Raw genomic sequence first — 25,698 nt, 5'->3', positions numbered from 1 at the left:
GGGTGACTCGCCGAAACTGAAGAACCGCAGACCGTTACTCGTTTGATCGCTGCAGATCTTCTGCCTGGATGAATGCGCTGTGCGTCCAGGAACCTGGTGGTAGCCGTGTGCCAGTTCGTAGAGTCGGTGGGGTGACCGACGCCTCGCACACCGATGCAACGAGCAGTGCCGACGTTTCCGGGCTGTCGGAGTTTGATCTGCTGGCCGAAAACGCCGAGCAGGCGGGTGTTTCGGGACCGCTGCCGACGGTCGAGCGAGTGGATGCCGGTGCCATCAGCGCGCTGCGTTGGGGTGGCCCCCGGCCGCGGGTGGTCTTCCTGCACGGCGGCGGTCAGAACGCCCACACCTGGGACACGGTGATCGTCGGCCTCGGCGAACCCGCGCTGGCCGTGGACCTGCCGGGTCACGGCCATTCCTCCTGGCGGGACGACGGCGACTACTCACCGCAGCACAACGCCGACGCGTTGGCCCCGGTGTTGCGCGACCTCGCCCCCGATGCCGAGCTGGTGGTCGGGATGTCGCTGGGCGGCCTGACCGGCATCCGACTCGGTGCGCTGGCTCCGGAGCTGATCAGTGAACTGGTGCTCATCGACGTCACCCCGTCGGCTCTGCAGCGCCATTCCGAGATGACCAAGGAGCAACAGGGCACGGTCGCACTGATGCACGGGGAGCGGGAGTTCCCCAGTTTTCAGGCCATGCTGGACCTGACGATCGCCGCCGCACCGCACCGTGAGGTGAAGGCGCTGCGCCGCGGGGTTTTTCACAACTCACGTCAATTGGACAACGGCAACTGGACCTGGCGTTACGACGCCATCCGGGTCTTTCCGGACTTCAGCACCTTATGGGACGACGTCGATGCGCTGTCCGCGCCGGTGACCCTGATCCGGGGCGGCTCATCGGGGTTCGTCAACGACGACGACGTCGCCGAACTCGGCAGGCGTGCAACGCGTTTCAAGGGTGCTCACCTGGTCGCGAACTCGGGCCACTCGGTGCAGAGCGACCAGCCGCGCGCCCTGATCGATCTCGTTCGCACGGTGATCGACACGGCCCGATGAGGGCCTACGGTGGTGAGTATGAACTCCCCCGTCCTCCTCGACTTTCCCGTCCGCATCGGGGTGCAGTTGCAGCCCCAGCACGCCCCGCAATACGACCAGATCCGTGACGCCGTCCGCCGCTGCGAGGACATCGGCGTGGATGTCGCGTTCAACTGGGACCACTTCTTTCCGCTTTACGGCGATCCCGACGGTGCCCATTTCGAATGTTGGACCATGCTCGGGGCTTGGGCCGAACAGACCTCACGCATCCAGATCGGCGCATTGGTCACGTGCAACTCCTACCGCAATCCCGAATTGCTGGCCGACATGGCCCGCACCGTGGATCACATCTCCGACGGTCGGCTCATTCTCGGCATCGGCTCAGGCTGGAAACAGAAGGACTACGACGAGTACGGCTACGAGTTCGGCACCGCCGGCAGCCGCCTCGACGATCTGGCAGGCGCACTCCCCCGCATCACGGCGCGCTTGGCCAAGCTGAACCCGCCGCCGACCAGGGACATTCCGGTGTTGATCGGCGGGGGCGGCGAGCGCAAGACGCTGCGCCTGGTCGCCGAGCACGCCGACATCTGGCACAGCTTCGCCTCCGCTGATGAATTCCCGACCAAGGCCGCGGTGCTGGCCCAGCACTGCGAGGCCGTCGGCCGGGACCCGGCCACCATCGAACGGTCGGCCTCGGCCGGCAACGGCTCAGGGGTGGTGCACAATGCCGAAGCGCTGGCCGCACTGGGCGTCACGATGCTGACTGTCGGCTGCGACGGACCCGAATACGACCTCACCGACGCCGAGGCGCTCTGCCACTGGCGCGACAGTTTGTCTTAAGCCGCGCTTCATCTACGAAACATCTCAACCTACCCGGCCAGTCGTGAGAAACTTGCCGCGCACAGAGGCCGTCGGGTGGCTGGAAAAGAGATGCAAAAAACTGATGCCTAAGAAGTATGGGATCAAAGAAAAAGACCAGGTGGTCACGCACCTGCTGAACATGGTGCTCACCGGAAAACTGCGCAGCGGCGACCGTGTCGACCGCAACGAGATAGCGCAGGATCTGGGCATCAGCCGAGTTCCGATCCAGGAGGCGCTGGTCCAGCTGGAGCACGACGGCATCGTTTCCACGCGGTATCACCGCGGTGCGTTCGTCGAGCGCTTCGACGAGTCGACCGTACTGGAACACCACGAACTCGATGGCCTGCTCAACGGCATCGCCTCGGCCCGGGCCGCGGCCAATCCCACGCCGCGGATCCTGAGCGAACTCGACGCCCTGATGCGTTCACTGCGCATCGCCAAGGAGCCACGAAACTTCGCCGAGATCGCCTGGGAGTACCGGCGGGTGGTCAACGACGAATACGCCGGGCCGCGACTGCACGCCACGATTCGGGCGTCGCAAAACCTCATCCCCCGCGTCTTTTTCATGACTTATCAGCACGGCCGCGAGGACATGCTGCCGTTTTACGAAGAAGAGAATGCGGCCGTGCACCGGCGCGATCCCGAAGCCGCCCGGTCGGCATGTATCGGCCGCTCCGAGCTGATGGCCAAGACCATGGTGGCCGAGTTGTGCCGGCGTGGAGTCTTCGCTCCACGCGAGGAGCCTACGGACGCCAAAGTAGCCGTCCTTCCGGTGCCCCCTGATCCGGACCACAGCGCCGGGCGCTCGCCGGTCGTGCTTTGAGCGGGGCCCGCCACCGGCGCTCGACACGGCGGCGGTGATGGGGCGCAGTTGTTCGGACTGGCGGCGACGATCATGATCGTCGCCGGTCTGGCGTGCACTGCTCTCCATCGCGGACCGCAGTCAGGTGCGCACCACGCGCGCCCAGCCTCGGATTCCGTCGTCTTCATGGACCACGGCAAAGTCGTAGAGTCCGGGTCTCCGGAGCAGATCAATGCCGCCGCCGAGACCGGGGAGCTGCAGCGGTTCCTCTCCCAGATACCTTGACCCGGGCTTTTCGGGAACGGGCACGCCCGCATCACGCATTGTCTCCACCCGTGGGCGCAGCGGGTTAGACTGCCGACTTATGGCGGACAGCGAACCTACGGCCCCGGAGGTCTCGGAGCTGGCGGAAGGGTTGCACCGCTCCCTTTCCAAGCTGTCCACGATCCTGCGACGCGGCGATCCGGCCGGCGGTGCGGTGGCCGGTGAGTTGACGTTGGCTCAGCTTTCGATCCTGATCACCCTGCTCGACCGGGGTCCGATCAGGATGACCGATCTGGCCGCGCACGAACGGGTCCGCACTCCCACCACCACGGTGGCGATCCGCCGCCTGGAGAAGATCGGGCTGGTCAAGCGCTCGCGTGACCCCTCGGACCTGCGTGCGGTGCTCGTCGACATCACGCCGCAGGGCCGGGCGGTGCACAACGAGTCGCTGGCCAATCGTCACGCTGCCCTGGCAGCGATGCTCAGCCAACTGCCGAAGTCCGACCTGGACATTCTGATGGAAGCGTCAGCGCCGCTGGCCCGGCTCGCCAGCGGTGAACCGGCCGCACCGGCGACAGTCCCCGACGAGGCGTGAAAGTGTTTGTTGCCAATAGGATTGGTAATTACTGAACGATGCCCTCCGCACTCATCACCGGCGCCAGTGGCGGCATCGGCGCCGCCATCGCGGCGGCGCTGGCGCCCACACATACCCTGCTGCTGGCCGGTCGGCCCTCGTCGCGTCTGGATGCTGTCGCTGAAAGGCTGGGGGCCACCACGTTTCCGCTGGACCTGACCGACACGGATTCGATCGAATCCAGCTGCGAAGTCATCGATGAGCTCGACGTGCTCGTGCACAACGCCGGGGTGTCGATACCGGGCCGGGTCGACGAGTCCCACGTGGACGAATGGCGTGCTACGTTCAGCGTCAATGTCTTTGGCGCCGTGGCCCTTACGTTGACGCTGCTGCCCGCGCTGCGGCAGGCCCGGGGCCGGGTGGTGTTCATCAACTCCGGTTCGGGCCGCAATGTGTCGCCGGGCATGGCGTCGTACTCAGCCAGCAAATTCGCCCTGCGGGCTTTCGCCGATTCGTTGCGCGCTGATGAGCCGGACCTGCTGGTGACGTCGATACATCCTGGCCGAGTGGACACCGACATGCAGTGGGAGCTGGTCGCCTACGAAGGAGGCGAGTACGACCCGGCGAGATTCCTGCGCCCCGAGACCGTCGCCGAGGTGGTGGCCAACGTGGTGGCCACCCCCCGCGACGGTCAGGTGCACGAGGTGGTCATCCGCCCGCGCGGATGATCCTGGTCACACGACCAGGTTCACCATCCGGCCGGTTACCACGATCACCTTGCGCGGCGTGGCGCCCGCGAGGAAAGCCCGCACCTTTTCGTCGGCCAGCGCCGCGGCTTGCACCGCCTCGTGGGCCGCGTCGGACGCCACCACCACCCGACCGCGCACCTTGCCGTTCACCTGCACCGGGTACTCGACGGTGTCGTCCACCAGGTACGCCGGGTCGGACACCGGGAACGGGCCATGCGCCAACGAGGTGGTGTGACCCAGTCGCAGCCATAATTCCTCGGCCAGGTGCGGGGCCAGCGGCGCCAGCATCAAGACCAGCGGTTCGACCGCGGCGCGCGGCACCCCGTCGCGGCATTGCTTGGTGAGGTGATTGGTGTACTCGATCAACTTGGCGGCCGCGGTGTTATTCCGCAGTGCCACATAGTCTTCGGAGACACCGGCGATGGTGCGGTGCAACGTGCGAAGCGTCTCGGCGGTCAGATCGGCGTCGATGACCCGGGTGCCACCGCTCTCCTCGTCGATAACCAGCCGCCAGACGCGCTGCAGAAAGCGGTGTGCGCCGACGACATCCTTGGTGGCCCACGGCCGTGACGCCTCCAGCGGGCCCATCGACATCTCGTACACCCGCAGCGTGTCAGCGCCGTAGCCGTCGCAGATCTCGTCGGGTGAGATCGAATTCTTCAGGCTCTTACCGATTTTGCCGAACTCCTGGAAGACCTCGATCTCACCGTTGGGCCCCGGGTAGAAGAAACCGCCGTCGCGCTCGATGACTTCTTCGGCCGGCACATACGACCCGCGCGCGTCGGTGTAGGCGAAGGCCTGGATGTAGCCCTGGTTGACCAGCCTGCGGTAGGGCTCCCGGGAGCTGACATGCCCCAGGTCGTACAAAACCTTGTGCCAGAAGCGCGAATACAGCAGGTGCAGGACGGCATGTTCGGCGCCCCCGACGTAGAGGTCCACGCCGCCCGGGTCGTCCGGACCGTGCTCGGCCGGTCGCGGGCCCATCCAGTAGGCTTCGTTCTCCTTGCCGCAGAAGCGTTCTGAGTTGTGCGGATCGGTGTAGCGCAGCTCGTACCAGGAACTGCCGGCCCATTGCGGCATCACGTTGGTGTCGCGGGTGTAGGGCCTGAGACCGTCGCCAAGATCCAGTTCCACGTGTACCCAGTCGGTCGCCTTGCCCAGCGGCGGCGACGGCTCGCTGTCGGCGTCGTCGGGATCGAACGAGATCGGCGAGTAGTCCGGGACGTCGGGCAGTTCCACCGGCAACGCCGCTTCGTCGATGGCGTGCGCGCGTCCGTCGGCGTCGTAGACGATCGGGAACGGCTCACCCCAGTACCGTTGGCGCGCGAAAAGCCAGTCGCGCAGCTTGAATTGGATGCGGGCCTGGCCGCGCCCCTCGGCTTCCAGCCGTTGGGTCATGGCTTGCTTGGCATCGGCGACCGCCCTACCGTCCAGGAAGCCGGAGTTCACCAGGACGCCGTCACCGGAATGTGCGGCCTGCGAAATATCGCCGCCGGCAATGACTTCCAGAATCGGCAAGCCGAACTGCCGGGCGAAGTCCCAGTCGCGCTGGTCGTGTCCCGGCACGGCCATGATGGCGCCGGTACCGTAGCCGGCCAGCACGTAGTCGGCGATGAAGATCGGCACCGACGCTCCGTTGGCCGGATTGGTGGCGTAGCTGCCGAGGAAGACTCCGGTCTTCTCCTTGCTTTCCTGGCGCTCCAGATCGGACTTGGCCGCGATGGCGTGCCGGTAGGCGGCCACCGCCTCGGCGGGCGTGGCACCGCCGTAGGTCCAGGCCTCCTTGACTTCCGCGGGCCAACGAGCCGCGACCAATTCGTCGACCAGCTCGTGCTCGGGCGCCAGCACCAGGTAGGTGGCGCCGAACAACGTGTCGGGCCGGGTGGTGAAAACCTCGATGTCCGTGGCGGTGCTGTCAGCCTTCGTGGCGGCGAACAGCGCGGTGGCGCCCGTCGAACGTCCGATCCAATTGCGCTGCATGGTCTTGACCTGATCTGGCCAATCCAGGCTGTCGAGGTCGTCGAGCAACCGATCGGAGTACGCGGTGATCCGCATCATCCACTGCCGCAACCGCTTCCGGAACACCGGGAAGTTGCCGCGGTCACTGCGGCCGTCGGCGGTGACTTCCTCGTTGGCCAGCACAGTCCCCAGACCCGGGCACCAGTTGACCATCGAGTCGGCGCGGTACACCAGCCGGAACCCGTCGATTACGTCGGCCCGCTCCCCCGCCGACAGCTGCGCCCACTGCCTGCCGCCATCGAGGACCCTTGCACCGGAGTCGAACTCGGCGATCAACTCACGAATCGGGCGGGCCTTGTCGGCGGCGGTGTCGAACCAGGCGTTGTAGATCTGCAGGAAGATCCACTGCGTCCACTTGTAGAACTCCACATCGGTGGTGGAGAAGCTGCGGCGGCTGTCGTGGCCGAGCCCCAACCGGCCCAGCTGACGCCGGAAGTTGACGATGTTGGCCTCGGTCCTGGTGCGCGGGTGCGTGCCGGTTTGCACCGCATACTGCTCGGCGGGCAGCCCGAAAGCGTCGAAACCCAACGCGTGCAGAACATTACGACCGGTCATCCGATAGTAGCGGGCGTAGACGTCGGTGGCGATATAACCCAGGGGGTGGCCGACGTGCAGCCCCTCCCCCGACGGGTAGGGGAACATATCCTGCACGAACAGCTTATCCGCGGGAACGGGCGAGCCGTCCGCGGGCGCCAACGAGCCCACCGGGTTGGGCACGTTGAACGTACCCAGCTGAGCCCAGTTGTGCTGCCAAGTGCGTTCCAGCCCGGCCGCGAGCTCGGCGGTGTAGCGGTACCGCGGCGCGTCCGCGTCGGGTCCGGCGGTCGGCGATTCTGTCACGCCCAACAGGGTATAAGGGCCGCTGCGGAAGCGACCGCGCCGAGCCCGTCGGGCACGGGTTGGTATCGGTTGCGTTGCGCACCGATCAGGGGTTCATCCCAGCTCGATTTCGGGCATGGTCGACGCCGCTGAGCAGGGGTTACATTCGGCCTCGATGGTGGGCAGCGACGCCCCGGCAATTCCGGAGGGACCGATCGAGATGAAGCGGATCGCGCGCAGTTGGCGCACACTCGTGGGTGGTGCGGCCGCCGGTGTCGTCGGCGTCGTGATGGTGGCGGGCGGGACTGCTTCGGCAGAGCCTCTGGTTCCCCAGCCCTCGCTCCCCGGGCCGGTCCCCATGCAACCGGTCAACCCGCCTGGCCAGAACTCCGGCGTGTTCCCCGGCGGCGTCAATCGGTTCGCGCCCGCACCCGCGCAAGCGCCCGCCCAGCTTCCGTTGCCGCTGCAGATGCCGGCGCCGGTCGCCGCGCCGGTCCCAGCGGTGGCCCCCGCGGCCGTTCCGTCCACCGGACCGGCACCCGCGGCAACCGCCCCGCAGCCTCCTGCGGTCACTCCGGCCACGACCGGCACGCTGCGTGAATACCTCGAAGGCAAGGGCGTCAAGCTCGAGGCGCAACGTCCGCTCGGTTTCAAGGCGCTCGACATCACCGTCCCGATGCCCCCACGTTGGACCCAGGTGCCCGACCCCAACGTGCCCGATGCCTTCGTGGTGATCGCGGACCGGGTCGGCGGCAGCAGCGTCTACACCTCGAATGCTCAGGTGGTCGTCTACAAGCTGATCGGTGACTTCGACTCCGCGGAGGCGATCACCCACGGCTTCGTCGACAGCCAGCGACTGCTCGCGTGGCAGACCACCAACGCGTCGCTGGCCGGCCTCGGCAGCTTCCCGTCGTCGGTCATTGAGGGCACCTACCGCGAGAACGACATGACGCTGAACACGTCGCGCCGCCACGTCCTGGCCAATAGCGGCGCCGACAGATACCTCGTGTCGCTGTCGGTGACCACGGCTGCAAGCCAGGCAGTCAGCGATGCACCTGCCACCGACGCCATCGTCAGTGGCTTCCGGGTGACCACACCCGGAGTGGCCGGCCGAGTCCCGGCGCCCGCCCCCACGGCACCCGCGCCCACGGCACCCGCGGCGCCCGCACCCGCGGCGCCCGCACCCGTGGCACCCGCGGCGCCCGCACCCGTGGCACCCGCCCGCCCACCGGTGCCGCAGGCAACCGCTCCCTCGGCCGCACCGGCACCGCGGACGATTCCCACGCCCAGCCAGGTGCCGACCGAGCCGACCCTGGTCACCTTGACGCCGGCGCCTGGGCACTAGCCGGGCGCCGGAGGCCGGCGCGCGCAATGATCGGTGGGCTCGTATGGTTAGCGCATGCTTATCGCGGGCGTGGTGTGCGTGTGTGCGGCCGTAGCTTCGGCCGCATTCGGTATCTGGTCGCTGTCCCATACGCCCACCACTGACGCCACGCAGTTGGCCCTGCGCTCGATGGCCCCCACACAGTTCGCCGCTGCGGTGATGCTGGGTGCCGGCGGAGTGGTGGCCCTGGCCGCATCGCCGCACACCGCGCTGGTGGTGATGATCGTCTGCATCCTCGGCGCCCTAGGCACCCTGGCCACCGGTTCGCTACAGAGCGCGAAGTATGCGCTGCGCCATCAGCCCGGTCCCGCCAATCAGTCCGGCTGCACCGGTAGCTGCGGCGCCTGCACGCTGTCCTGCCACTGACCGCGAAGCCACCGACCCGCCGACCGGGCGGAGCGTTGGCACGAGGTCGAGCCGACTGCGGCCCGGGAAATCGTGCCGAAATTCCTGCCCAGCCAACTTCATACTTTGTTGATGAGCCAGAGCCCGGATCCGTCGGCCCAATCGGCCGACGCCTCGCCACTTTCTCCGGAGGCGCCCCCCGCGCGCCGAGCACAGTCAAACCGCCGCTACCGGATCGCCCTGTCCCTGGTGATCGCCGCGGCAGCCGCTTTCATCGCTACGGTCATGTCGCTTAACCGGCTGCCCTTGTTGGACGGAGTGGTCGGAGCAGGCGGCGGAATCGGGTGCCTGGGTCCGAAGATCACCTGCGGCCCGACTCGGACCGCGACGACGATTTCATCCACCACCCCGTCATCCACCACCGATCCCCGATGAATCCTGAGTTGTAGCGACTTCGGCGTGACTCGTTCGGCCACCGACGGGTACCAGGTGGCGGGTCCGGGCCCGTCACCTGGTCGCACTCGTCCCGAGCCGGGGTCCCCGGCGATCTCCTCGGTGACCAGGCCAACCGTTCAGATCCACCGGGTGCTAGCGACCGGGCTGTTGGTGCTGCAGGGAATCGAACTGATCGTGCTGACCGCGGCGGCGTCGATGCTGGTTGGCTGGAGCTGGCCGCACCCAGGGCTCAGCGCGAAACTGCCTGCCTTGGTGGCGGTGATGGCCGTTGTCGTCGTCGCGTGGCAAATCCGCCTGCTGCTGCGAGGACACCGGTCGTTGACGGTCGCTGGGCTGAGCGTTCAGGCAGGCATCTTGATTGCAGCAATCGCCTTAACCACCCAAAACCTCGCCGCCGGAACGGTGGGGATTGGGTTGCCAACCGCGATTATTGCCGGATGGGGTCGCTTGGCCAACGCCGGACCCGCGACGACGCCGGCGGCGCGATCGGTCGAGCACCCGCGGCTGGATGCCCACGACGCCGAAGGCACCTCGGCTGCCGAGCTAACCGACATCGGCAGCGAGCAGCCCGCGCTGGTAGCAGCGCGAACGCTAGCGTCGCAGCACCAGATCACCCCGGTCGTGGTCACGGTAGGGACCATTGTTGTGGTGCTGGCCGCGCTGAGCACGCGCGGCGGGATCGTGCTCGGGCTGCCGATTCTCGCCGCTATCTTCGTTCCGCTGGAGCGACTGTGGCCGCTACGCTACCGCCGAGTGCTGCGGCGAGGATGGCGAACCGACCTTGTTCACTATCTGGTCAACGGCGCCGCACTGAAGGTCGGTCTGATCGCGGCGGTGACGGTGACCGGCGGCGTCCTACACGCGTTGGTACCCCCACCGGTGCGCATCGCCATCGCCGCGTCGCCAGGCTGGGTGCAGATCGTGGCGGGACTGGCGATCTCGGCGGTAGGCGACTACGCGGGACACCGCGCTGCTCACGAGATACCGCTGCTATGGCGCTTTCACCGAGTCCATCACAGTATCCGCGAGATGGACTGGCTCGCCGCCAACCACCTGCACCCCATCGACGAGACCTTCATTCGATCTGCTGCCGTGCTGCCGCTGTACGCGCTCGGCTTCGGTCAGGTCAGCTTGGGTGCGTTTGTCCTGTTGATAACGCTGCAGGCCGTCTTCATCCACGCGAACGTGAATGTGAAGCTGGGCCCGTTGCGGTGGCTGACCGCCACGCCGCAATTCCACCACTGGCATCATGCCCGCGATCCGCGAGCCCGGAACAGCAACTTTGCCGGCGAGTTTCCCATCCTCGACGCGGTGTTCGGGACCCTGTATCTCCCGATCGACCGCTGGCCAACCAGTTATGGTCTCGACGAACCGGAACCGGATGGCTATCTACGTCAACTTGCCTGGCCGCTACGTGCCCGCTGCGCGGCAGCAAAACCCCACTCGGATGCCTGATTACTAATTGCGGCTCAGATCGATCGGGTGCGTGGCCAACATCGCCAACGGCAGCGGCTGGCGGCGCAACACCTGCCCCCACAGATCAGCCCTCGGCGGCGCCAGCACGTCAGAGGGCAGTGCGGACAGAACAATCCAGTCGTCGCGCTCGATTTCGCCTTCGAGTTGTCCGATGGTCCAGCCGGAGTATCCGGCGAAGATCCGCACGCCTTCCACGACGGGCGCGATCAGGTCCGGTTCGGCGTCGAGATCCACCATCACCATGCGGCCCGCGACATGCCGGAGACCGGGCACCCCGTCGGGATCGGCACCGACGCGCAGCACGGCCAGGCAGAGTGCCGCGTCCCGCTTCACCGGGCCCCCGATGAACATCGTCTTGGGTTTGGCAGCCAGCTTGGCCCACTGCGGCAGCACGTTGTAGACCGCGGTTTCGCTGGACCGGTTGAGGACCACACCCAGAGTTCCGCCCTCGTTGTGCTCGACGATGTAGATGACGCTGCGCCGAAACGTCGGCTCCAGCAGATCGGTGTTAGCTAGGAGCAAGGTGCCGGCCCGCACGCGTTGTGCAGCAGGGGCGGCATAGTCCTCGGGATCTTCGTGCTGCGCCACTACCACATCATCGCACTCCAGGTCGGATCACCGGTGCAAACAGCCTCGGTCAGCAGAGATTTGTACTGTGATTGAGACGGCGCAGATCCGACCCGTCCTTTCCTGTGCCGAACGTGGAAGTGGGTTCAGTGATTCGCACCCGGATGCAGGCCAGCGCACCCGTGGAATTGTGGCGCTCAGTGCGAGCCCTGCCCGACTTCTGGCGTCTGATGCAGCTGCGCATGGCCAGCCAGTTCGGCGACGGTCTGTTCCAGGCGGGTCTGGCGGGAGCGCTGCTGTTCAACCCCGATCGCGCCGCCGATCCGCCGGCGATCGCGCGCGCGTTCGCGGTGTTGTTTCTGCCGTATTCGCTGCTCGGCCCGTTCGCCGGCGCGCTGATGGACCGGTGGGATCGGCGCTTGGTGCTAGTCGGCGCGAACAGCGCACGGTTGTGCTTCATCGTCGCGATCGGAACGATTCTCGCGGTCGGCGCCAGCGATTGGGTGCTGTTGTGTGCCGCGTTGTTGGCCAACGGTCTGGCCCGGTTCGTGGCGTCCGGTTTATCGGCGTCGTTGCCGCATGTGGTGCCGCGCCAGCAGGTGGTCACGATGAACTCGGTGGCCACGGCATCCGGGGCGATCGCCGCGTTTCTGGGCGCCAACTTCATGCTGCTGCCGCGTTGGCTCGGTGGGGCGGGCGATCACGGCGCGGCGGCGGTCATCTTCACCGCCCTGATTCCGGTGACGCTGGCGCTACTGCTGTCGCTGCGGTTCGCCCCGGGGGTACTCGGTCCGGATGACACCAACCGGGCGATCCACGGCTCCGCGGTGTATGCCGTGGTCACCGGATGGCTGCACGGCGTGCGGACGGTAATTCAGCTCCCGTCGGTAGCCGCCGCCCTGTCGGGGCTGGCCGCACACCGGATGGTCGTGGGGATCAACTCGTTGCTGATCCTGCTGCTGGTGCATCACATGAAGAACGTCGACGTCGACGGGTTGGGCACCGCTCTGGTTTTCTTCGCCGCGACCGGCTTAGGAGCTTTCCTGGCCAATGTGCTGACCCCGGTGCTGGTGCGGCGCTGGGGTCGGTATGCGACGGCCAATGGCGCGCTGGTGGCGGCGGCCGTGATCCAGACCGCGGGCGCCGGGTTGTTATTGCCGGTCATGGTGGTGTGCGGTTTCCTGCTGGGCGTCGCGGGCCAAGTGGTGAAGTTGTGTGCGGACTCGGCGATGCAGATCGACGTCGACGACGCGCTGCGTGGGCACGTGTTCGCCGTCCAGGACGCCCTGTTCTGGGTTTCGTTCATCGTCGCGGTCACCGTTGCCGCCGCATTCATTCCCGACGACGGGCGCGCACCCGCGTTTGCGCTGTTCGGTTCGGTGATCTATCTGATTGGGCTGCTGGTACACAGCCTGGTCGGCCGTCGAGGACGTGCTAGGGAGGTTCTGGGATGACTGGTTCGGCTGCGTTCGTCGCGGATCTGCAAGCCGAGAGCGACGAGCTCGACGCGTTGGTGGCGCCGCTGCCCGGGGAAAGGTGGGCGGCGATGACACCCGCCCCGGGGTGGACCATCGCCCATCAGATCGGGCATTTGCTGTGGACCGACCGGGTGTCGCTGCTGTCGGTGACCGACGAGGCCGCGTTCGGCGAGGCGCTCACGGCTGCCGCCGCTGACCCTGCCGGATTCGTCGACGCCGGCGCCGAAGAACTGGCGGCGATGCCCCCCGCCGAGTTGCTGGCCGAATGGCGCGACACCCGTCGGCGACTGCACGAGGCACTGCTCGGTGTCGCCGACGGCCGGAAGTTGCCCTGGTTCGGACCGCCGATGAGCGCATCGTCGATGGCGACGGCGCGGCTCATGGAGACCTGGGCGCACGGACTCGACGTGGCGGACACCCTGGGCGTCACCCGGCCGCCGACGGACCGGTTGCGCTCGATCGCTCACATCGGCGTGCGTGCGCGTGACTACGCCTACCTGGTCAATGGTCTGACGCCGCCCGGCGAGCCGTTCTACGTCGAGTTGCGCGGGCCGGGCGGGGACACCTGGTCCTGGGGCTCACCGGATGCCGCTCAGCGGGTGACGGGTTCGGCGGAGGATTTCTGCTTCCTGGTAACGCAACGGCGGCCGCTGGGCGCACTCGATGTGACGGCGGTGGGGCAGGAGGCCCAGCAGTGGCTGGGGATCGCGCAGGCATTCGCTGGCCCGCCCGGGGTTGGCCGATCCTGAAGCTTGCCCGCGACCGTGCGGCTGGCGGGACACGCGAACGCCCGGTCAGCCGTTATGACCGGGGGTCGACGACGACCCGGGCGCGCAGCACGTCCTTGTCGGCGTCTTTGCCCGCTTCGCCGCGCGCCAACATCCCGGCCGGCGTCATCGGCATGGGGGCACCTCCGGTCGACACCGTCGGCCCGCGCACTTCGGCGGCATTGAGCACGCCGGCCCGCAGACCGGTCGGCTTCCCTCCGGCCTCGGGTTCGAAGCTGCTGGTGGGCCGGGTGTAGCTGGTCAGTCCGGCTCCTGGGAATCCGCCGGCCGCGCCGCCGCCACCGCCTGCTGAGCCGGCCATGCCCCCCGCTGCCACCGCGGATTCGGCGGCGGCCACGCCACTGGGCGCCCCCGCGGCCGGAAACATCCCGCCGAATCCCTGCATCATGCTCTGCGGCAGGCTGGTGACGCCCTGCATGGCCTGCATCGGCGCCTGCAGCATTTGCTTGAGCGGTTCGGTGGCCGACGACACCATCTGCATCGGCTGCAGAAGCGAACTCAGCTGACCGGTCGCCTCGGCGGGGGAGGCGGCGCCCTGACCGGCGCTCTGGGCGACCTGGCCCGACGCCTGGACCGCGTTATGCATGCCGGTCTGTGCGGCGGCTTGGGCGACCGCTTCGGCCGCTGCGGCCGGCGCGACCGGTGATGCGCCCATAGGCGCGATCGGCGGAGGTACCGTCAACGCCGCGATCAACGCGCTCAGCGCGCCGGAGTACGCCCAGCCCACGCCGGAATTGTGTGGCCAGTGCTCGCCGAAGTACTCGCAATCTCGCTCCACGATCCCCGGAGTGTTCTGGCCGAACCAAGGCGTCTGGGCCGGGGTCAAGCTGCCCGGCGGCCAATACCGCAAACGTGAACAGCTCGCTCAGGCCCATGAGGTGCTGCGACAGATCGCCGCGGGGGAGATCAACGCCCGAGAGCTGCCCGAGAATGCGGCGCTGTTGGCGCGCCGCGAGAACGACCGCGAGATCGTGCGGGCGAACGCGGTGGTCCTCCACCTTCCTGCCACGCAGCGGGGTCCCCGTTCGGCGGCCTGACCGGAACTGGGGCGGATAGGGGGCCGACACTGCGGGTATACGGCGCTCGACAGTGCCCCGTCCAGGCTGAGACAACTGAATTAGAGGCAACCATGACATTCGACGTGACCCCCACCGCAGCACAGCACGATCTCGCCCGACGGACTCACGAGTTCTCCACGGAGGTGATCCGGCCGGTCGCCCTGGAATACGACCAGCGGCAGGAGTTTCCGTGGCCGGTACTGGAGGAGGCCGCCGAGCGCGGTTTCTACAGCCCGCTGTTCTACCGGGACCTGATCGGGGACCCGACCGGCGTTTCGCTGCCAATGTTCATGGAGGAGTTGTTCTGGGGATGCGCGGGGATCGGCTTGGCGATCGTCATGCCGGCTCTGGCGCTGTCGGCGATCGGCCAGGCCGCGTCCCCGGAGCAGATGCTGCAGTGGGCCCCGGAATGTTTCGGGACACCCGGGGATCTCAAGCTGGCCGCATTGGCCATCTCCGAACCCGAAGGCGGCAGCGACGTCCGCAATCTACGCACCCATGCACGGCGCGACGGTGACGACTGGATCATCGACGGTCACAAGATGTGGATCGGCAACGGCGGCATCGCCAACGTGCACGTGGTCAACGCGGTGGTGGACGAGGAGCTCGGCCACCGTGGTCAGGCGTTGTTCGTGGTTCCGGGTGGCACCCCCGGGCTGGAGCTGGTGCGCAAGCTGGACAAATTGGGCTGCCGGGCCTCCCACACGGCGGAGTTGCGGTTCAATGGTGTGCGGGTGCCCGGCGCCAATCTGCTTGGCGGACAGGACAAACTCGAACACAAACTGGCCAAGGCCCGCGAAGTGGTGGCCGGCGCCAAGAAGTCCGGATCCGCCACGCTGGGTACCTTCGAACAGACCCGTCCGATGGTGGCGGCGCAGGCGATCGGCATCGCGCGGGCCGCGCTCGAGTACGCGACTGCCTATGCGACGGAGCGCGAAGCGTTCGGCGGACCCATCATCGACAACCAGGGGATCGCATTCCCGCTGGCCGACTTGGCGACTCAGATCGACGCCGCCCGGCTCCTGACCTGGCGTGCCTCCTGGATGGCCGCCAACGGCGTCCCCTTCGAGCGGGGCGAAGGCTCGATGTCCAAGCTCGCCGCCAGTGAGGTCGCGGTCAAGGCCACCGAGCGGGCCATTCAGACGATGGGCGGCTGGGGATACATCACCGACCATCCGGTCGAGAAGTGGTATCGAGATGCCAAGCTGTACACCATCTTTGAGGGCACGAGTGAGATTCAGCGGATGGTCATCGCCAATGCACTGGGTTCCTCGGTCGACGTCCCGCCGCTGCACGTGACGGTCGAGCCGACCGGGGGAACGTTCAACCGGATGTTCGGCAGAGGCACACCGCTGCGCTCCCGCGCTGCCGATCGGGCGCTGGCGCTCAAGGATCGGATTCCCGAGCCGGTGATGCGGGTCGCCATGAAGGCTCTGCAACCGCCGGGCCGGTGATCGCGTCCTGCGGAGTAGGGTCGCGAGGGTGAGCAATCTCGAGACCGGCCCGGCCGAAGTTGCTTGCGGCGCTTCGCAGGTCGCAACCGACACGCCGACGGTGGAGGTGCTGCGGCCGCGGGAGGTGCCGCTGGGTGGACCACGGGCCATGGCCGTGCAGCGCACCCTGCCGCAACGGCAACGTTCGCTGATCGGTGCCTGGTGCTTTATCGATCACTATGGGCCCGTGACCGGAAGCGCCGCGCGGATGGATGTTCCACCGCATCCGCACACCGGCTTGCAGACCGTCAGCTGGTTGTTCAGCGGGGAGGTGGAGCACCGCGACAGCGCCGGCGTACATGCCATGGTGCGACCCGGCGAACTCAACCTGATGACGGCCGGCGCCGGCATCTGTCACTCCGAGGTCTCGGTGGATACGGGGGTTCTGCACGGCGCCCAGATGTGGGTTGCCCTGCCGGATTCGGCGCGCGATACCGGACGCGACTTCGCGCACCACCAACCGGAACCGGTGTCGATGCCGGGCGCGCGGGCATCGGTGTTCCTGGGCGAGTTGGCTGGAAGTCTTTCGCCGGTAACGACTTTCACCCCGTTGCTCGGGGCTCAGATCGACGTGGACGCGCACGCCGATGTCGAATTCGAGATCGACCCGACGTTCGAGCACGGAGTGCTGTGCGACACCGGCGAGATCCAACTCGGCGGGATTCCCTTGTCTGTCGCTGAGCTGGGGTACCAAGGACCCGGCCGCTGCGTGTTGCGGCTGCGCAATGCGGGGGAGCGGCCCGCCCGGGTACTGCTACTGGGTGGCGCCCCGCTCCGCGAAGAGCTGGTGATGTGGTGGAACTTCGTCGGCCGCACTCACGAGGAGATCGTCGCCTACCGCCAACAGTGGCAGGACGGCGCGGAGCGCTTCGGCGCCGTCCGGGGTTATCAGGGTTCAGTCACCCGACTGCCCGCCCCGCCAATGCCGACCACCCGGCTGGTTCCCCGATCAATCCCCAACCAGAAGGAGCACTCATGACAACCGACAAGACCGGCGCAGAGGTCGACATCCGCGCCGAAGACCGGCGTTACACGATCGCAGTCGGGGGCCGACAGGTCGGCCTCGCCGACTTCGCCGACCGCGGCGATCAGCGCGTGTTCCATCACACCGAAATCGATCCCGCCTACGGCGGCCGCGGCTTGGCGACGCTGCTTCTCGAGGACGCTCTGCAGGCGACCCGCGCCGACGGCAAGCGGATCGTGCCGGTGTGCTCCATGGTCGTCACGGTGCTCAAGAAACACCCCGAATACAACGACATCACCGACCCCGTGACAGCCGACGTCGTGGGGTGGGTCAACACACAGCCGAGCAACTGAGGCTACCGAGCGTCCGAGTCCCACGTTGTGGGCAGCATCGGAACCGTCGGGCCACCACCGCGTTCGGCGGCCAGGGCCACCAGCCCCGCCGCGTCGGCGTCGCCCAAAGCCGTGGTACCACCGAATCCCATCGCGCCGGCACTGCTGCTCGAGGCCGTCGCCACCGGCTCGTCGGTCGGCGCGGGGTCCGGCTCTGGATCGTAATCCAAGACCTCGTCGGCGTACTGGTGCTCCGGCATGGGGGTCTTGCGCCGGCGTCGGGACCGGCGCTTGTCCCGGGCCGGCACCCCGGTGGCGGCCGCCGGAATACCCTGCGCCGGCGCCTTTGCTCTGGAACCCTCGCGGAACGTCGGCGTGAAGCCTTCGCCGGGGTCGACCCCGAGAACCGCATACGGCACCGCCGACGCGACCGGTGCGGGCGCGGCGGATGCGGGCGCTGAAGAGGCGGACGCGGTGGCCGAGGCCGCAGGTGCGCCCGCCGGGCCGGCGATGGTCGGAGCCAGAGTCGCCAGCGGCCAGGTCGAGGAGCGATTCGCAGCGCCTGCCACCGCGGTCGGGGGCGCCGCGCCTTCGGCGACGACGGCCGGTACCTGCTGCAGGTACTCGTAACCCACCCCGATCACCACACCCAGGGTGATCGACAGCAAGGGATCCAGCAGCAACTGGGGATAGGTGAGACTCGCGCCCACCCAGGAGAAGGCCTGGTAGGCGACGGCCAAGAGGAATGGCCCCCAGGTCACGAGCGCCTGTGCCGGGTTGGTCAGGAAGTCGTTGATCAGCTGAAATGTGTTGCCTACCGGGTTCTGCAGAAAGTTGATGATGGGCTCATACAGCTCCTGCACATATTGCAGGTACTGCTGCAGCAACTGGGTGATGATGTCGGCGAGATTGAGTTGGGCCCCCGAATCGGCGGCGGGAGCGGCCGCGGCGAGCTGGCTGATCTGGGCAGTGGCATCGGATTTGAGGACTGCCGGCGCCGGCGTGGTGGGCGGGACGGCTGCCACAGCAGCTGCCGAGGCTGCCTCGTAGCCGCTCATGGCCGTGGCGGCCTGCAGCCACATGCGGACATAGTCGGCTTCATTCAGCGCGATCGGAATGGTGTTGATGCCAAAGAAATTCGTTACTACCAACGCCCCGTGGACTAAGTGGTTGGCGGCCAACTCGGGCAGCGTCGGCATCAGCGCCAGTGCCGTTGTATAGGCCGCGGCGGCCGCCTCGTGTTGGGCGGCGGCGGCTTGACTGGTGGCCTGTGCCTGGACCAGCCAGCCCAGGTAAGGCGCGTGCGCGGCGACGTACTGGGCGGCGCTCGGACCCTGCCAGGAACTCTGCGCCACACCGAGCACACCCAACAGATCGGCCGCCGCCTCGGCGTACTCGGCACCCAGGGCGTGCCAGGCGCCCGCGGCCGCCGACAGCACCCCCGGTCCCGGCCCACTGGATAACAACGCCGAGTGCAGTTCGGGAGGTGAGGCAATCCAGATCGGTGTCGTCACGGCGCACTCACCGCCGGCCAACCCCTCGGCATCACACCCATCAGCAACTGGTCCTCCCCATGCTGCGTAGCCCGGGCCGCCTGCGGCGGGCCGGATTCGGCTCGCGCTGCAGTCAGGGCAGCTGACGCAGCGGGCGGATGACCTGACCCGACGGGAGGGGACCGCTAGATTAGGTTCGCCTAACCAAACACTAGACGCCTCCGGTTGCGGCCGGCAACGGGCCTATGCCAGCGCGGCTACCTACCGTTGCGCTCGCGGTGTTTGCATCCCGGCCAGCAGCAGGGCCTGCGCTTGCCTTCCTCGAGTTCTTCCTGCGTCCGCCGGATGCGGCGTTCGCGGGTCGCCGCCTGTTTGGCGTCCTCGACCCAGCAGATGAACTCGTTGCGCGCCAGCGGAGTAATGTCCTTCCACAGCTTCAAAGCCGTCGAGTTCGCAACCAGCGCCTGACGAAGATCGGCCGGCATCTCGTGCACGACGCCGCCGGGTATTTGGTGGCCGCTCACGTTGCCAGGTTAACGCTCGTCCTCGTCGTCGATCGACCGTGACCGGGAGTCGTCGCGTTCACCGACGGACGGACGGCGAGGCGCCTGGTGGCCGTAAACGCCTTCTGGATAAGCCGTTTCGGCATGCTCGCTGAGGTCGATCCCGCCCTTCTCGTCCGCGGAGCTGAGCCGGAAGCCCATGAAGCGGTCGATCAGCTTGCCCAGCACGAAGCTTACGGCGAAGGCATAGATGGCGACCGCCACCATGCCCAGGGACTGCTTGCCGAGCTGGCCCAATCCGCCGCCGTAGAAGAGACCCTTGGGACCACCGGTCATTACCGCGGTGGCGAACAGCCCGATCAGGAAAACGCCCACCACGCCGCCGACGAAGTGCACCCCGACCACGTCGAGGGAGTCGTCGTAGTTGAGCTTGAATTTGACCAGGATCGCGTAGGAGCAGACGACGCCGGCGACCAATCCGACCACCGCGGCGCCGAAGGTGTTCACCGTCCCGCACGACGGCGTGATCGCCACCAGCCCGGCCACCACACCCGAGGCGGCGCCGAAGGTGGTCGGCTTGCCGTCGCGGAACTGCTCGACGGTGAGCCAGCCCAGCATGCCCAGGCAGCCGGCCACCAGGGTGTTGAGGAAGATCGCCGAAGCCAGCCCGTTGGCGGCCAGCGCGGAGCCCGCGTTGAACCCGAACCAGCCGAACCAGAGCAGCCCCACCCCGAGCAGGACGAAGGGCAGGTTGTGCGGGCGCATGGCCTCGACCTTGAACCCGATGCGCGGCCCGAGCACCAGTGCCAATGCCAAAGCCGACGAGCCCGAAACGATTTCGACCACCAGTCCGCCCGCGTAGTCGAGCACTCCCAGCTTGGCGAGCCACCCGGTGGGCGCCCAGACCCAGTGCGCGATGACGGCATAGACCGCCACCGACCACACCAGCACGAACACCATCCAGGCCGCGAACCTGGCACGGTCGGCGATGGCGCCGCTGACCAGAGCGGCGGTGATGATGGCGAAGGTCAATTGGAAAGTGGCGTACAGCAGCTCCGGGACCTGCCCGTGCAAAGTCTCGGGACCGATTCCACTCATGCCGGCATGCGCCAGCCCGCCGACGAAACCGCCCGCACCGCCGTCGGAAAAGGCCAGGCTGTAGCCCACCAGCAGCCACGTCACCGTGACCAGTGGGATGGAGATGAAGCTCATCATGATCATGTTGAGCACGCCGGTGGTGCGCATCATGCCGCCGTAGAAAATTGCCAGGCCGGGGGTCATGAGTAGTACCAGCGCGGTGCTGGCTAGCAACCAGGCGGTGGCCGCGGGGTCGATATTCACGCTGCGACTCCTTCGATAGCTGTCGAAGAGAATGTAGACGGCCGCCGAACGCTTCCGTCATCGCGTCGTAGTGCGCCGCGAGCGTGCGGGAAATGTCGGCGACACCGCCGTGTCTCGTCCAGCGCTCCACGTTCATACACCACGATTCGGCACGAATTTCATTCGATCGCGTGATGCCTATTCCGAAGATGCGATTGACCGACTACTTTTCGGACCCTCGTGATGTGCCGTTTCGACGGCTAGCTGATCGTCTGATGGAAGTGGGCGTGATGTCGTTTCTGTCGGTGAGTCCGGAATTGTTGGCTGCGGCGGTGTCGGATTTGGCGGGTGCCGGTACGGCGTTGAATGCGGCGAATGTGGCGGCGGCCGGGCCGACGGCGGTGAGGCTGGCGGCCGGGGCCGACGAGGTGTCGGCCGCCGTCGCGGCGTTGTTCAACGGGTATGCGCAGGAATATCAGCGGGTGGGTGTTGAGCTCTCAGGCTGGTACGAGCTGTTTGCGCAGGGACTGGGTGCGGCGGTAGGGGCCTATGGCAGTGCCGAAGCGCTCAACGCATCGCCGTTGCAGGTGGTGGAGCAGAGTTTCTGGGGGGCGCTCAATGCGCCCACCCAGGCGTTGTTGGGTCGGCCGTTGATCGGTGATGGGGCGGACGGGGGGCCTGGGCAGGCCGGTGGGTCGGGCGGTTTGTTGTGGGGCAACGGAGGCAGGGGCGGCGATGGTCTGGCCGGGCAAGCCGGCGGCAATGGTGGTACCGCGGGACTGTTGGGCAACGGTGGCGCCGGAGGTCGTGGCGGAGACGGCGCGGCCGGCGGTCACGGCGGTACCGGAGGCTGGTTGTTCGGTCATGGTGGCGGGGGTGGGCACGGCGGTGATGCCGTTGCCAGCGTCAATGGTGGGCTGGCCGGTGCTGGGGGCAGGGGCGGCAATGCGGTGCTCTTTGGTGACGGCGGAGCCGGTGGGCAAGGCGGGCAGGGCCGCACCGGGGCCGATGGCGTCAACGCGGTAGCCACCACCACCGCAGCCACCGGCACCGCGGGCAGGGACGACACCCTGGCCGGTGCTAGCGAATGGACGGGTGGTGATGGCGGTCCTGGTGCGGACGGTGGCGCGTCTGCCACCGGAGGCGCCGGTGGAGTGGGTGGGGAGGCGCGGTCGGATTCGGGTGCTTCTGGCCTGGTTGCCGGGGGTGCTGGCGGAGATGGGGGCAATGGCGTCAACGGCGGTGCCGGCGGTCACGGCGGTGACGCACGTTCCTTCAGAGGAGTGGCGCAGGCGGGCAACGGCGGTAATGGGGCAAACGGCAGCGGCGCCGGAGGATTCGGCGGCGATGGCGGAGAAGGAGGCGACGCTAGGTCGGTCACTAACGTTGCCGGCACGCGGGCCTTGGGCGGATACGGCGGGGCAGGCGGGGCCGGGTCTGCCGGCGCATCTGGCAATACGGGGGGCATCGGCGGCGGGGGTGGTGCCGGCGGCGACGGGGGTCTGTTCGCAGGCAACGGCGGTGCCGGGGGTGCCGGTGGTACCGGCGGCAACGGCGGAATTGGTGCGCTGGGGGGCGCTGGTGGTGGCGGCGGTCATGGCGGGTTTGCTCAGGTTGCCGAGCGGGCCCCGTTCGGAGGGATGGGTGGTAGTGCGGGTGCCGGCGGCACGGGTGGGATGGGCGGCCAGGGGGGCGATGGCGGAGTTGGTGGTAACGGGGGCCGCGGCGGTCTGCTGTTCGGCAACGGCGGCGCCGGCGGCAGCGCCGGCGGCGGAGGTTCGGGCGGCATCGGAGGCGAAGGCGCCGCGGGTGGTATCGGCGGCAATGGCGGCGGGGGTAGTGGTCAAGGCTTCGGCGGTAATGGCGGCGATGGCGGCGATGGCGGCGCCGGGGGGACGGGCGGTGACGGCGGCCGTAGCGGGTTCGGAGGAATTGGTGGGACCGGGGGACTGTTGTCCAGCCGGTCGGGCATCAACGGTGCCGCAGTCCCGGGCGGTGCAGGTGGTGCTGGTGGCACCGGAGGCGAACTTGGTAAGGGCGGCGCCGGCGGGACGGGTTTGAGTTCCGGCAACCGCGGTATTGACGGCAAAGCGGGCGGGTCTGGGTTGTCGGGGCAGCCGGGGGTGAGCCGTTGATGTGTGGGGCGGTCGGCGGCAGTGGCGCCGTGGGCCTGAGTTCGACGCGATCGTGCGATGCCTTTATCGAAAAGGTGACTGATTGATTTGTTTTCGGACGCTCGTGATGTGTGTCGTTTCGTGGCTAGGTAATCGTTTTGGTGGAAGTGGGCGTGATGTCGTTTCTGTCGGTGAGTCCGGAATTGTTGGCTGCGGCGGTGTCGGATTTGGCGGGTGCCGGTACGGCGTTGAATGCGGCGAATGTGGCGGCGGCCGGGCCGACGGCGGTGAGGCTGGCGGCCGGGGCCGACGAGGTGTCGGCCGCCGTCGCGGCGTTGTTCAACGGGTATGCGCAGGAATATCAGCGGGTGGGTGTTGAGCTCTCAGGCTGGTACGAGCGGTTTGCGCAGGGACTGGGTGCGGCGGTAGGGGCCTATGGCAGTGCCGAAGCGCTCAACGCATCGCCGTTGCAGGTGGTGGAGCAGAGTTTCTGGGGGGCGCTCAATGCGCCCACCCAGGCGTTGTTGGGTCGGCCGTTGATCGGTGATGGGGCGGACGGGGGGCCTGGGCAGGCCGGTGGGTCGGGCGGTTTGTTGTGGGGCAACGGAGGCAGGGGCGGCGATGGTCTGGCCGGGCAAGCCGGCGGCAATGGTGGTACCGCGGGACTGTTGGGCAACGGTGGCGCCGGAGGTCGTGGCGGAGACGGCGCGGCCGGCGGTCACGGCGGTACCGGAGGCTGGTTGTTCGGTCATGGTGGCGGGGGTGGGCACGGCGGTGATGCCGTTGCCAGCGTCAATGGTGGGCTGGCCGGTGCTGGGGGCAGGGGCGGCAATGCGGTGCTCTTTGGTGACGGCGGAGCCGGTGGGCAAGGCGGGCAGGGCCGCACCGGGGCCGATGGCGTCAACGCGGTAGCCACCACCACCGCAGCCACCGGCACCCCCGGGGACACCGCGATAATCGACGGCTCTCCGGGCCCGATGATCGGTGGCAACGGCGGCCCTGGTGGGGACGGTGGCGTGACCAGCATTGGCGGCACCGGTGGCTCAGGTGGACAGGCCGCGGTTTACAACGCGGTAGGCGATGGGACCGGTGGCGACGGTGGAGTTGGTGGACCCGGCGCCGCCGGCGGTGCAGGCGGCAGAGGCGGCGACGCGACAGTCCAATTTTCCACCGCCAAGGCGGGCGATGGCGGAAACGGGGGAGTCGCCACCGCACCCGGTGGCGCCGGCGGTAACGGAGGTGCCGGGGGCAGTGCAATTGCTTACGAGGGCGTCCGAGCCAATGGCGGTTCTGGCGCCGCCGGCGGGACCGGTGCTGCCGGCGCGTCCGGCGATGCCGGCGGCGCCGGCGGTAACGGAGGTGCCGGCGGCAATGGCGGGCTGTTCGTGGGCAACGGGGGTGCCGGGGGTTCCGGCGGCACCGGCGGCACAGGCGGAATCGGCGCACCGGGCGGCATTGGTGGCAGCGGAGGTCAAGGAGGCTTCGGGGGTGTGGACACCGACCCGCCCGCCTATACCGCTGTCTTCGGGGGTAGCGGCGGGTCCGGTGGGACCGGCGGGCCCGGTGGGATCGGCGGAGTAGGGGGCGATGGTGGGTCAGGTGGTAGCGGTGGTCGCGGCGGGTTGCTGTTCGGCCATGGTGGTGCCGGGGGCGCGGCTGGTGACGGGGGCGCCGGCGGCACAGGCGGAATCGGCGGCGCGGGCGGCCTGGCAGGCGATGGCGGCATCGGCACGGCCCGCAGTGGTGAGGGCAGGGGTGGGGTTGGTGGTGACGGCGGCGATGGTGGCACCGGGGGAACGGGTGGCGACGGTGGCAGCAGCGGCACCGGCGGGATCGGCGGGGCCGGGGGACTGTTGTCCGGCCGGTCGGGTATCAACGGTACTGGTGCGCTCGGCGGCGCAGGTGGCTCCGGCGGGGCCGGAGGCGACCTGAGTAAGGGCGGCTCCGGCGGCTTAGGCTCCAGCGGCGGAGGGGCAGGCATTCGAGCCCCCAACGGCGCGGACGGTATCGCAGGTGGCGTCGGAGGCTCCGGTCGACCGGGCTGATATCAACTGGCCCCATGTCGGCTCGGCGGAGTTGCTCGACCAATTCGGAACTCAATTCCCCCAGTAGCCCCGTTCCATCCCGACCGGACGGGGTTCACCAGCAACTGCTCAAACTGGTGCCTGAAATCGGCGATTCTTCATTTCGGACTCACCCTGGTCAATATTCTCTGATGGAATGCGAACTTGTCAGCGGCCGCCGGCGATTCGCCCGGGTTCACATCCAGCGGTGCCACCGTCCACCCCCTCACCGAATCCATCGCGGCAGCGATCGAACCTACAAAATCGCCGCGCCGGCGCGAAGCGCGCCCTACCCGCCCGGACTGCGACGGGTTTTCGCGCGCCCCAACGACGCCCCGGTCGCTGGCGGCGCCCGCCAAACACAAAGGTCACGGACCATTTCTGGTTCGTGACCTTTGCGTCTGCAGTTCGTAGAACCGCTCGTGGTGGGCGAAGGGGGACTTGAACCCCCACGTCCCGAAGGACACTGGCACCTGAAGCCAGCGCGTCTGCCATTCCGCCACTCGCCCGAAACAACCGGAGGACCATATCACTGTAGTGGGTTGTCGCCCCAACCGCGCGACCGGGGCCTACCGCGCGCGACCGTGCATCCCCCCGGCCCATCACCCGCCCATCACCCTCGAAAAGGTCTCCGAACAGTATCGATGTGATTCTCAGGATTCTCGCGGTGCCCCCGCGTCCCGCTGTCCCGATACGATTGACAGTCAACAAGTCACGCGGCCGGGTTCATTCGCCCTCGACC

General features: G+C 67.9%; 23 protein-coding genes, 1 tRNA gene and 1 pseudogene. 17 read left to right on the top strand and 8 right to left on the bottom strand.

Annotated features, from left to right (window positions below):
* The first annotated feature begins 131 nt into the window (after positions 1 to 131).
* The 6 genes and pseudogenes from JX552_RS00250 (at position 132) to JX552_RS00225 (ending at position 4,263) form a co-directional block, all read left to right on the top strand.
* Positions 132 to 1,055, top strand: coding sequence for an alpha/beta fold hydrolase (locus JX552_RS00250; RefSeq protein WP_241010785.1), 924 nt, complete (start codon positions 132 to 134; stop codon positions 1,053 to 1,055).
* 18 nt (positions 1,056 to 1,073) lie between these two features.
* Positions 1,074 to 1,874, top strand: a complete 801-nt coding sequence (locus JX552_RS00245; protein ID WP_205875562.1) for an LLM class F420-dependent oxidoreductase — start codon at positions 1,074 to 1,076, stop codon at positions 1,872 to 1,874.
* A gap of 103 nt (positions 1,875 to 1,977) precedes the next feature.
* Positions 1,978 to 2,718: a GntR family transcriptional regulator gene (locus tag JX552_RS00240; RefSeq protein ID WP_205875561.1), complete on the top strand. Its 741-nt coding sequence runs from the start codon at positions 1,978 to 1,980 to the stop codon at positions 2,716 to 2,718.
* 135 nt (positions 2,719 to 2,853) lie between these two features.
* Positions 2,854 to 2,982: pseudogene (locus JX552_RS00235) on the top strand (peptide ABC transporter ATP-binding protein); the annotation flags it as partial.
* A 79-nt stretch (positions 2,983 to 3,061) separates the two neighbouring features.
* Positions 3,062 to 3,556: a MarR family winged helix-turn-helix transcriptional regulator gene (locus tag JX552_RS00230; RefSeq protein WP_205875560.1), complete on the top strand. Its 495-nt coding sequence runs from the start codon at positions 3,062 to 3,064 to the stop codon at positions 3,554 to 3,556.
* Between the two features lie 38 nt (positions 3,557 to 3,594).
* The gene (locus JX552_RS00225; protein WP_205875559.1) at positions 3,595 to 4,263 is read left to right on the top strand and encodes an SDR family oxidoreductase; all 669 of its coding nucleotides are present in this window, start codon (positions 3,595 to 3,597) and stop codon (positions 4,261 to 4,263) included.
* Between the two features lie 6 nt (positions 4,264 to 4,269).
* On the opposite strand, the gene leuS is transcribed toward JX552_RS00225, so the two are convergent.
* On the bottom strand, positions 4,270 to 7,143 hold the full coding sequence (gene leuS / locus JX552_RS00220) for a leucine--tRNA ligase (protein ID WP_205875558.1): 2,874 nt from the start codon (positions 7,141 to 7,143) through the stop codon (positions 4,270 to 4,272).
* A 199-nt stretch (positions 7,144 to 7,342) separates the two neighbouring features.
* Between leuS and JX552_RS00215 the strand changes: the two genes are divergently transcribed.
* Together JX552_RS00215 and JX552_RS00210 are read left to right on the top strand one after the other, a co-directional pair.
* Positions 7,343 to 8,467, top strand: a complete 1,125-nt coding sequence (locus JX552_RS00215; RefSeq protein WP_205878109.1) for an LpqN/LpqT family lipoprotein — start codon at positions 7,343 to 7,345, stop codon at positions 8,465 to 8,467.
* Positions 8,468 to 8,521: 54 nt separating this feature from the next.
* Positions 8,522 to 8,872 carry a hypothetical protein gene (locus tag JX552_RS00210; protein WP_205875557.1) on the top strand — a complete coding sequence of 117 codons (351 nt, stop codon included), beginning with the start codon at positions 8,522 to 8,524 and terminating at the stop codon, positions 8,870 to 8,872.
* A 206-nt stretch (positions 8,873 to 9,078) separates the two neighbouring features.
* Here JX552_RS00210 and JX552_RS00205 read toward each other — a convergent pair whose 3' ends face one another.
* Positions 9,079 to 9,327 (bottom strand): hypothetical protein, encoded by a 249-nt coding sequence (locus JX552_RS00205; RefSeq protein ID WP_205875556.1) that lies wholly within the window; start codon positions 9,325 to 9,327, stop codon positions 9,079 to 9,081.
* A 154-nt stretch (positions 9,328 to 9,481) separates the two neighbouring features.
* On the opposite strand from JX552_RS00205, the gene JX552_RS00200 reads away from it, so the two are divergent.
* Entirely contained in the window at positions 9,482 to 10,762 is a 1,281-nt protein-coding gene (locus tag JX552_RS00200; RefSeq protein ID WP_205875555.1) for a sterol desaturase family protein, read from the top strand.
* A 3-nt stretch (positions 10,763 to 10,765) separates the two neighbouring features.
* On the opposite strand, the gene JX552_RS00195 is transcribed toward JX552_RS00200, so the two are convergent.
* Positions 10,766 to 11,371, bottom strand: a complete 606-nt coding sequence (locus JX552_RS00195; protein ID WP_205875554.1) for a YqgE/AlgH family protein — start codon at positions 11,369 to 11,371, stop codon at positions 10,766 to 10,768.
* A 104-nt stretch (positions 11,372 to 11,475) separates the two neighbouring features.
* On the opposite strand from JX552_RS00195, the gene JX552_RS00190 reads away from it, so the two are divergent.
* The gene (locus tag JX552_RS00190) at positions 11,476 to 12,804 is read left to right on the top strand and encodes an MFS transporter (protein ID WP_205875553.1); all 1,329 of its coding nucleotides are present in this window, start codon (positions 11,476 to 11,478) and stop codon (positions 12,802 to 12,804) included.
* Positions 12,801 to 13,577, top strand: a complete 777-nt coding sequence (locus JX552_RS00185; RefSeq protein WP_205875552.1) for a TIGR03084 family metal-binding protein — start codon at positions 12,801 to 12,803, stop codon at positions 13,575 to 13,577. Before JX552_RS00190 ends, JX552_RS00185 begins: the two co-directional genes overlap by 4 nt.
* 52 nt (positions 13,578 to 13,629) lie before the next feature.
* On the opposite strand, the gene JX552_RS00180 is transcribed toward JX552_RS00185, so the two are convergent.
* On the bottom strand, positions 13,630 to 14,394 hold the full coding sequence (locus JX552_RS00180; RefSeq protein WP_205875551.1) for a hypothetical protein: 765 nt from the start codon (positions 14,392 to 14,394) through the stop codon (positions 13,630 to 13,632).
* Between JX552_RS00180 and JX552_RS33865 the strand changes: the two genes are divergently transcribed.
* The 4 genes from JX552_RS33865 (at position 14,279) to JX552_RS00160 (ending at position 17,484) form a co-directional block, all read left to right on the top strand.
* Entirely contained in the window at positions 14,279 to 14,653 is a 375-nt protein-coding gene (locus JX552_RS33865) for a transcriptional regulator (protein ID WP_431196024.1), read from the top strand. The genes JX552_RS00180 and JX552_RS33865 overlap by 116 nt on opposite strands.
* 92 nt (positions 14,654 to 14,745) lie before the next feature.
* Positions 14,746 to 16,128 (top strand): acyl-CoA dehydrogenase family protein, encoded by a 1,383-nt coding sequence (locus JX552_RS00170; protein WP_205875550.1) that lies wholly within the window; start codon positions 14,746 to 14,748, stop codon positions 16,126 to 16,128.
* 28 nt (positions 16,129 to 16,156) lie between these two features.
* Positions 16,157 to 17,146: a pirin family protein gene (locus JX552_RS00165; protein ID WP_205875549.1), complete on the top strand. Its 990-nt coding sequence runs from the start codon at positions 16,157 to 16,159 to the stop codon at positions 17,144 to 17,146.
* The gene (locus JX552_RS00160; protein ID WP_205875548.1) at positions 17,143 to 17,484 is read left to right on the top strand and encodes a GNAT family N-acetyltransferase; all 342 of its coding nucleotides are present in this window, start codon (positions 17,143 to 17,145) and stop codon (positions 17,482 to 17,484) included. The genes JX552_RS00165 and JX552_RS00160 overlap by 4 nt, the downstream gene beginning before the upstream one ends.
* Positions 17,485 to 17,486: 2 nt before the next feature.
* On the opposite strand, the gene JX552_RS00155 is transcribed toward JX552_RS00160, so the two are convergent.
* From JX552_RS00155 to JX552_RS00145, 3 genes are all read right to left on the bottom strand, one after another.
* The gene (locus JX552_RS00155; RefSeq protein WP_205875547.1) at positions 17,487 to 18,977 is read right to left on the bottom strand and encodes a PPE family protein; all 1,491 of its coding nucleotides are present in this window, start codon (positions 18,975 to 18,977) and stop codon (positions 17,487 to 17,489) included.
* Between the two features lie 236 nt (positions 18,978 to 19,213).
* A complete protein-coding gene (locus tag JX552_RS00150) occupies positions 19,214 to 19,480 on the bottom strand; it encodes a YdeI/OmpD-associated family protein (protein WP_205875546.1) in 267 nt (88 codons plus the stop codon).
* A 9-nt stretch (positions 19,481 to 19,489) separates the two neighbouring features.
* Positions 19,490 to 20,800: an ammonium transporter gene (locus JX552_RS00145; RefSeq protein WP_277396018.1), complete on the bottom strand. Its 1,311-nt coding sequence runs from the start codon at positions 20,798 to 20,800 to the stop codon at positions 19,490 to 19,492.
* Positions 20,801 to 21,069: 269 nt separating this feature from the next.
* Here JX552_RS00145 and JX552_RS00140 point away from each other — a divergent pair, with 269 nt between their 5' ends.
* The gene (locus JX552_RS00140) at positions 21,070 to 22,914 is read left to right on the top strand and encodes a PE family protein (RefSeq protein ID WP_205875545.1); all 1,845 of its coding nucleotides are present in this window, start codon (positions 21,070 to 21,072) and stop codon (positions 22,912 to 22,914) included.
* 155 nt (positions 22,915 to 23,069) lie between these two features.
* Entirely contained in the window at positions 23,070 to 24,938 is a 1,869-nt protein-coding gene (locus tag JX552_RS00135; protein ID WP_205875544.1) for a PE family protein, read from the top strand.
* Between the two features lie 441 nt (positions 24,939 to 25,379).
* Here the strand turns inward: JX552_RS00135 and JX552_RS00130 are convergent.
* Positions 25,380 to 25,465: transfer RNA gene (locus JX552_RS00130), tRNA-Leu, on the bottom strand.
* Between the last annotated feature and the right edge of the window lie 233 nt (positions 25,466 to 25,698).

The sequence above is a fragment of the Mycobacterium gordonae genome, assembly GCF_017086405.1.
Taxonomy (GTDB): domain Bacteria; phylum Actinomycetota; class Actinomycetes; order Mycobacteriales; family Mycobacteriaceae; genus Mycobacterium; species Mycobacterium gordonae_D.
Note: the sequence above shows the minus strand (reverse complement) of the source record. Positions and strands in the feature narration are given on the sequence as shown.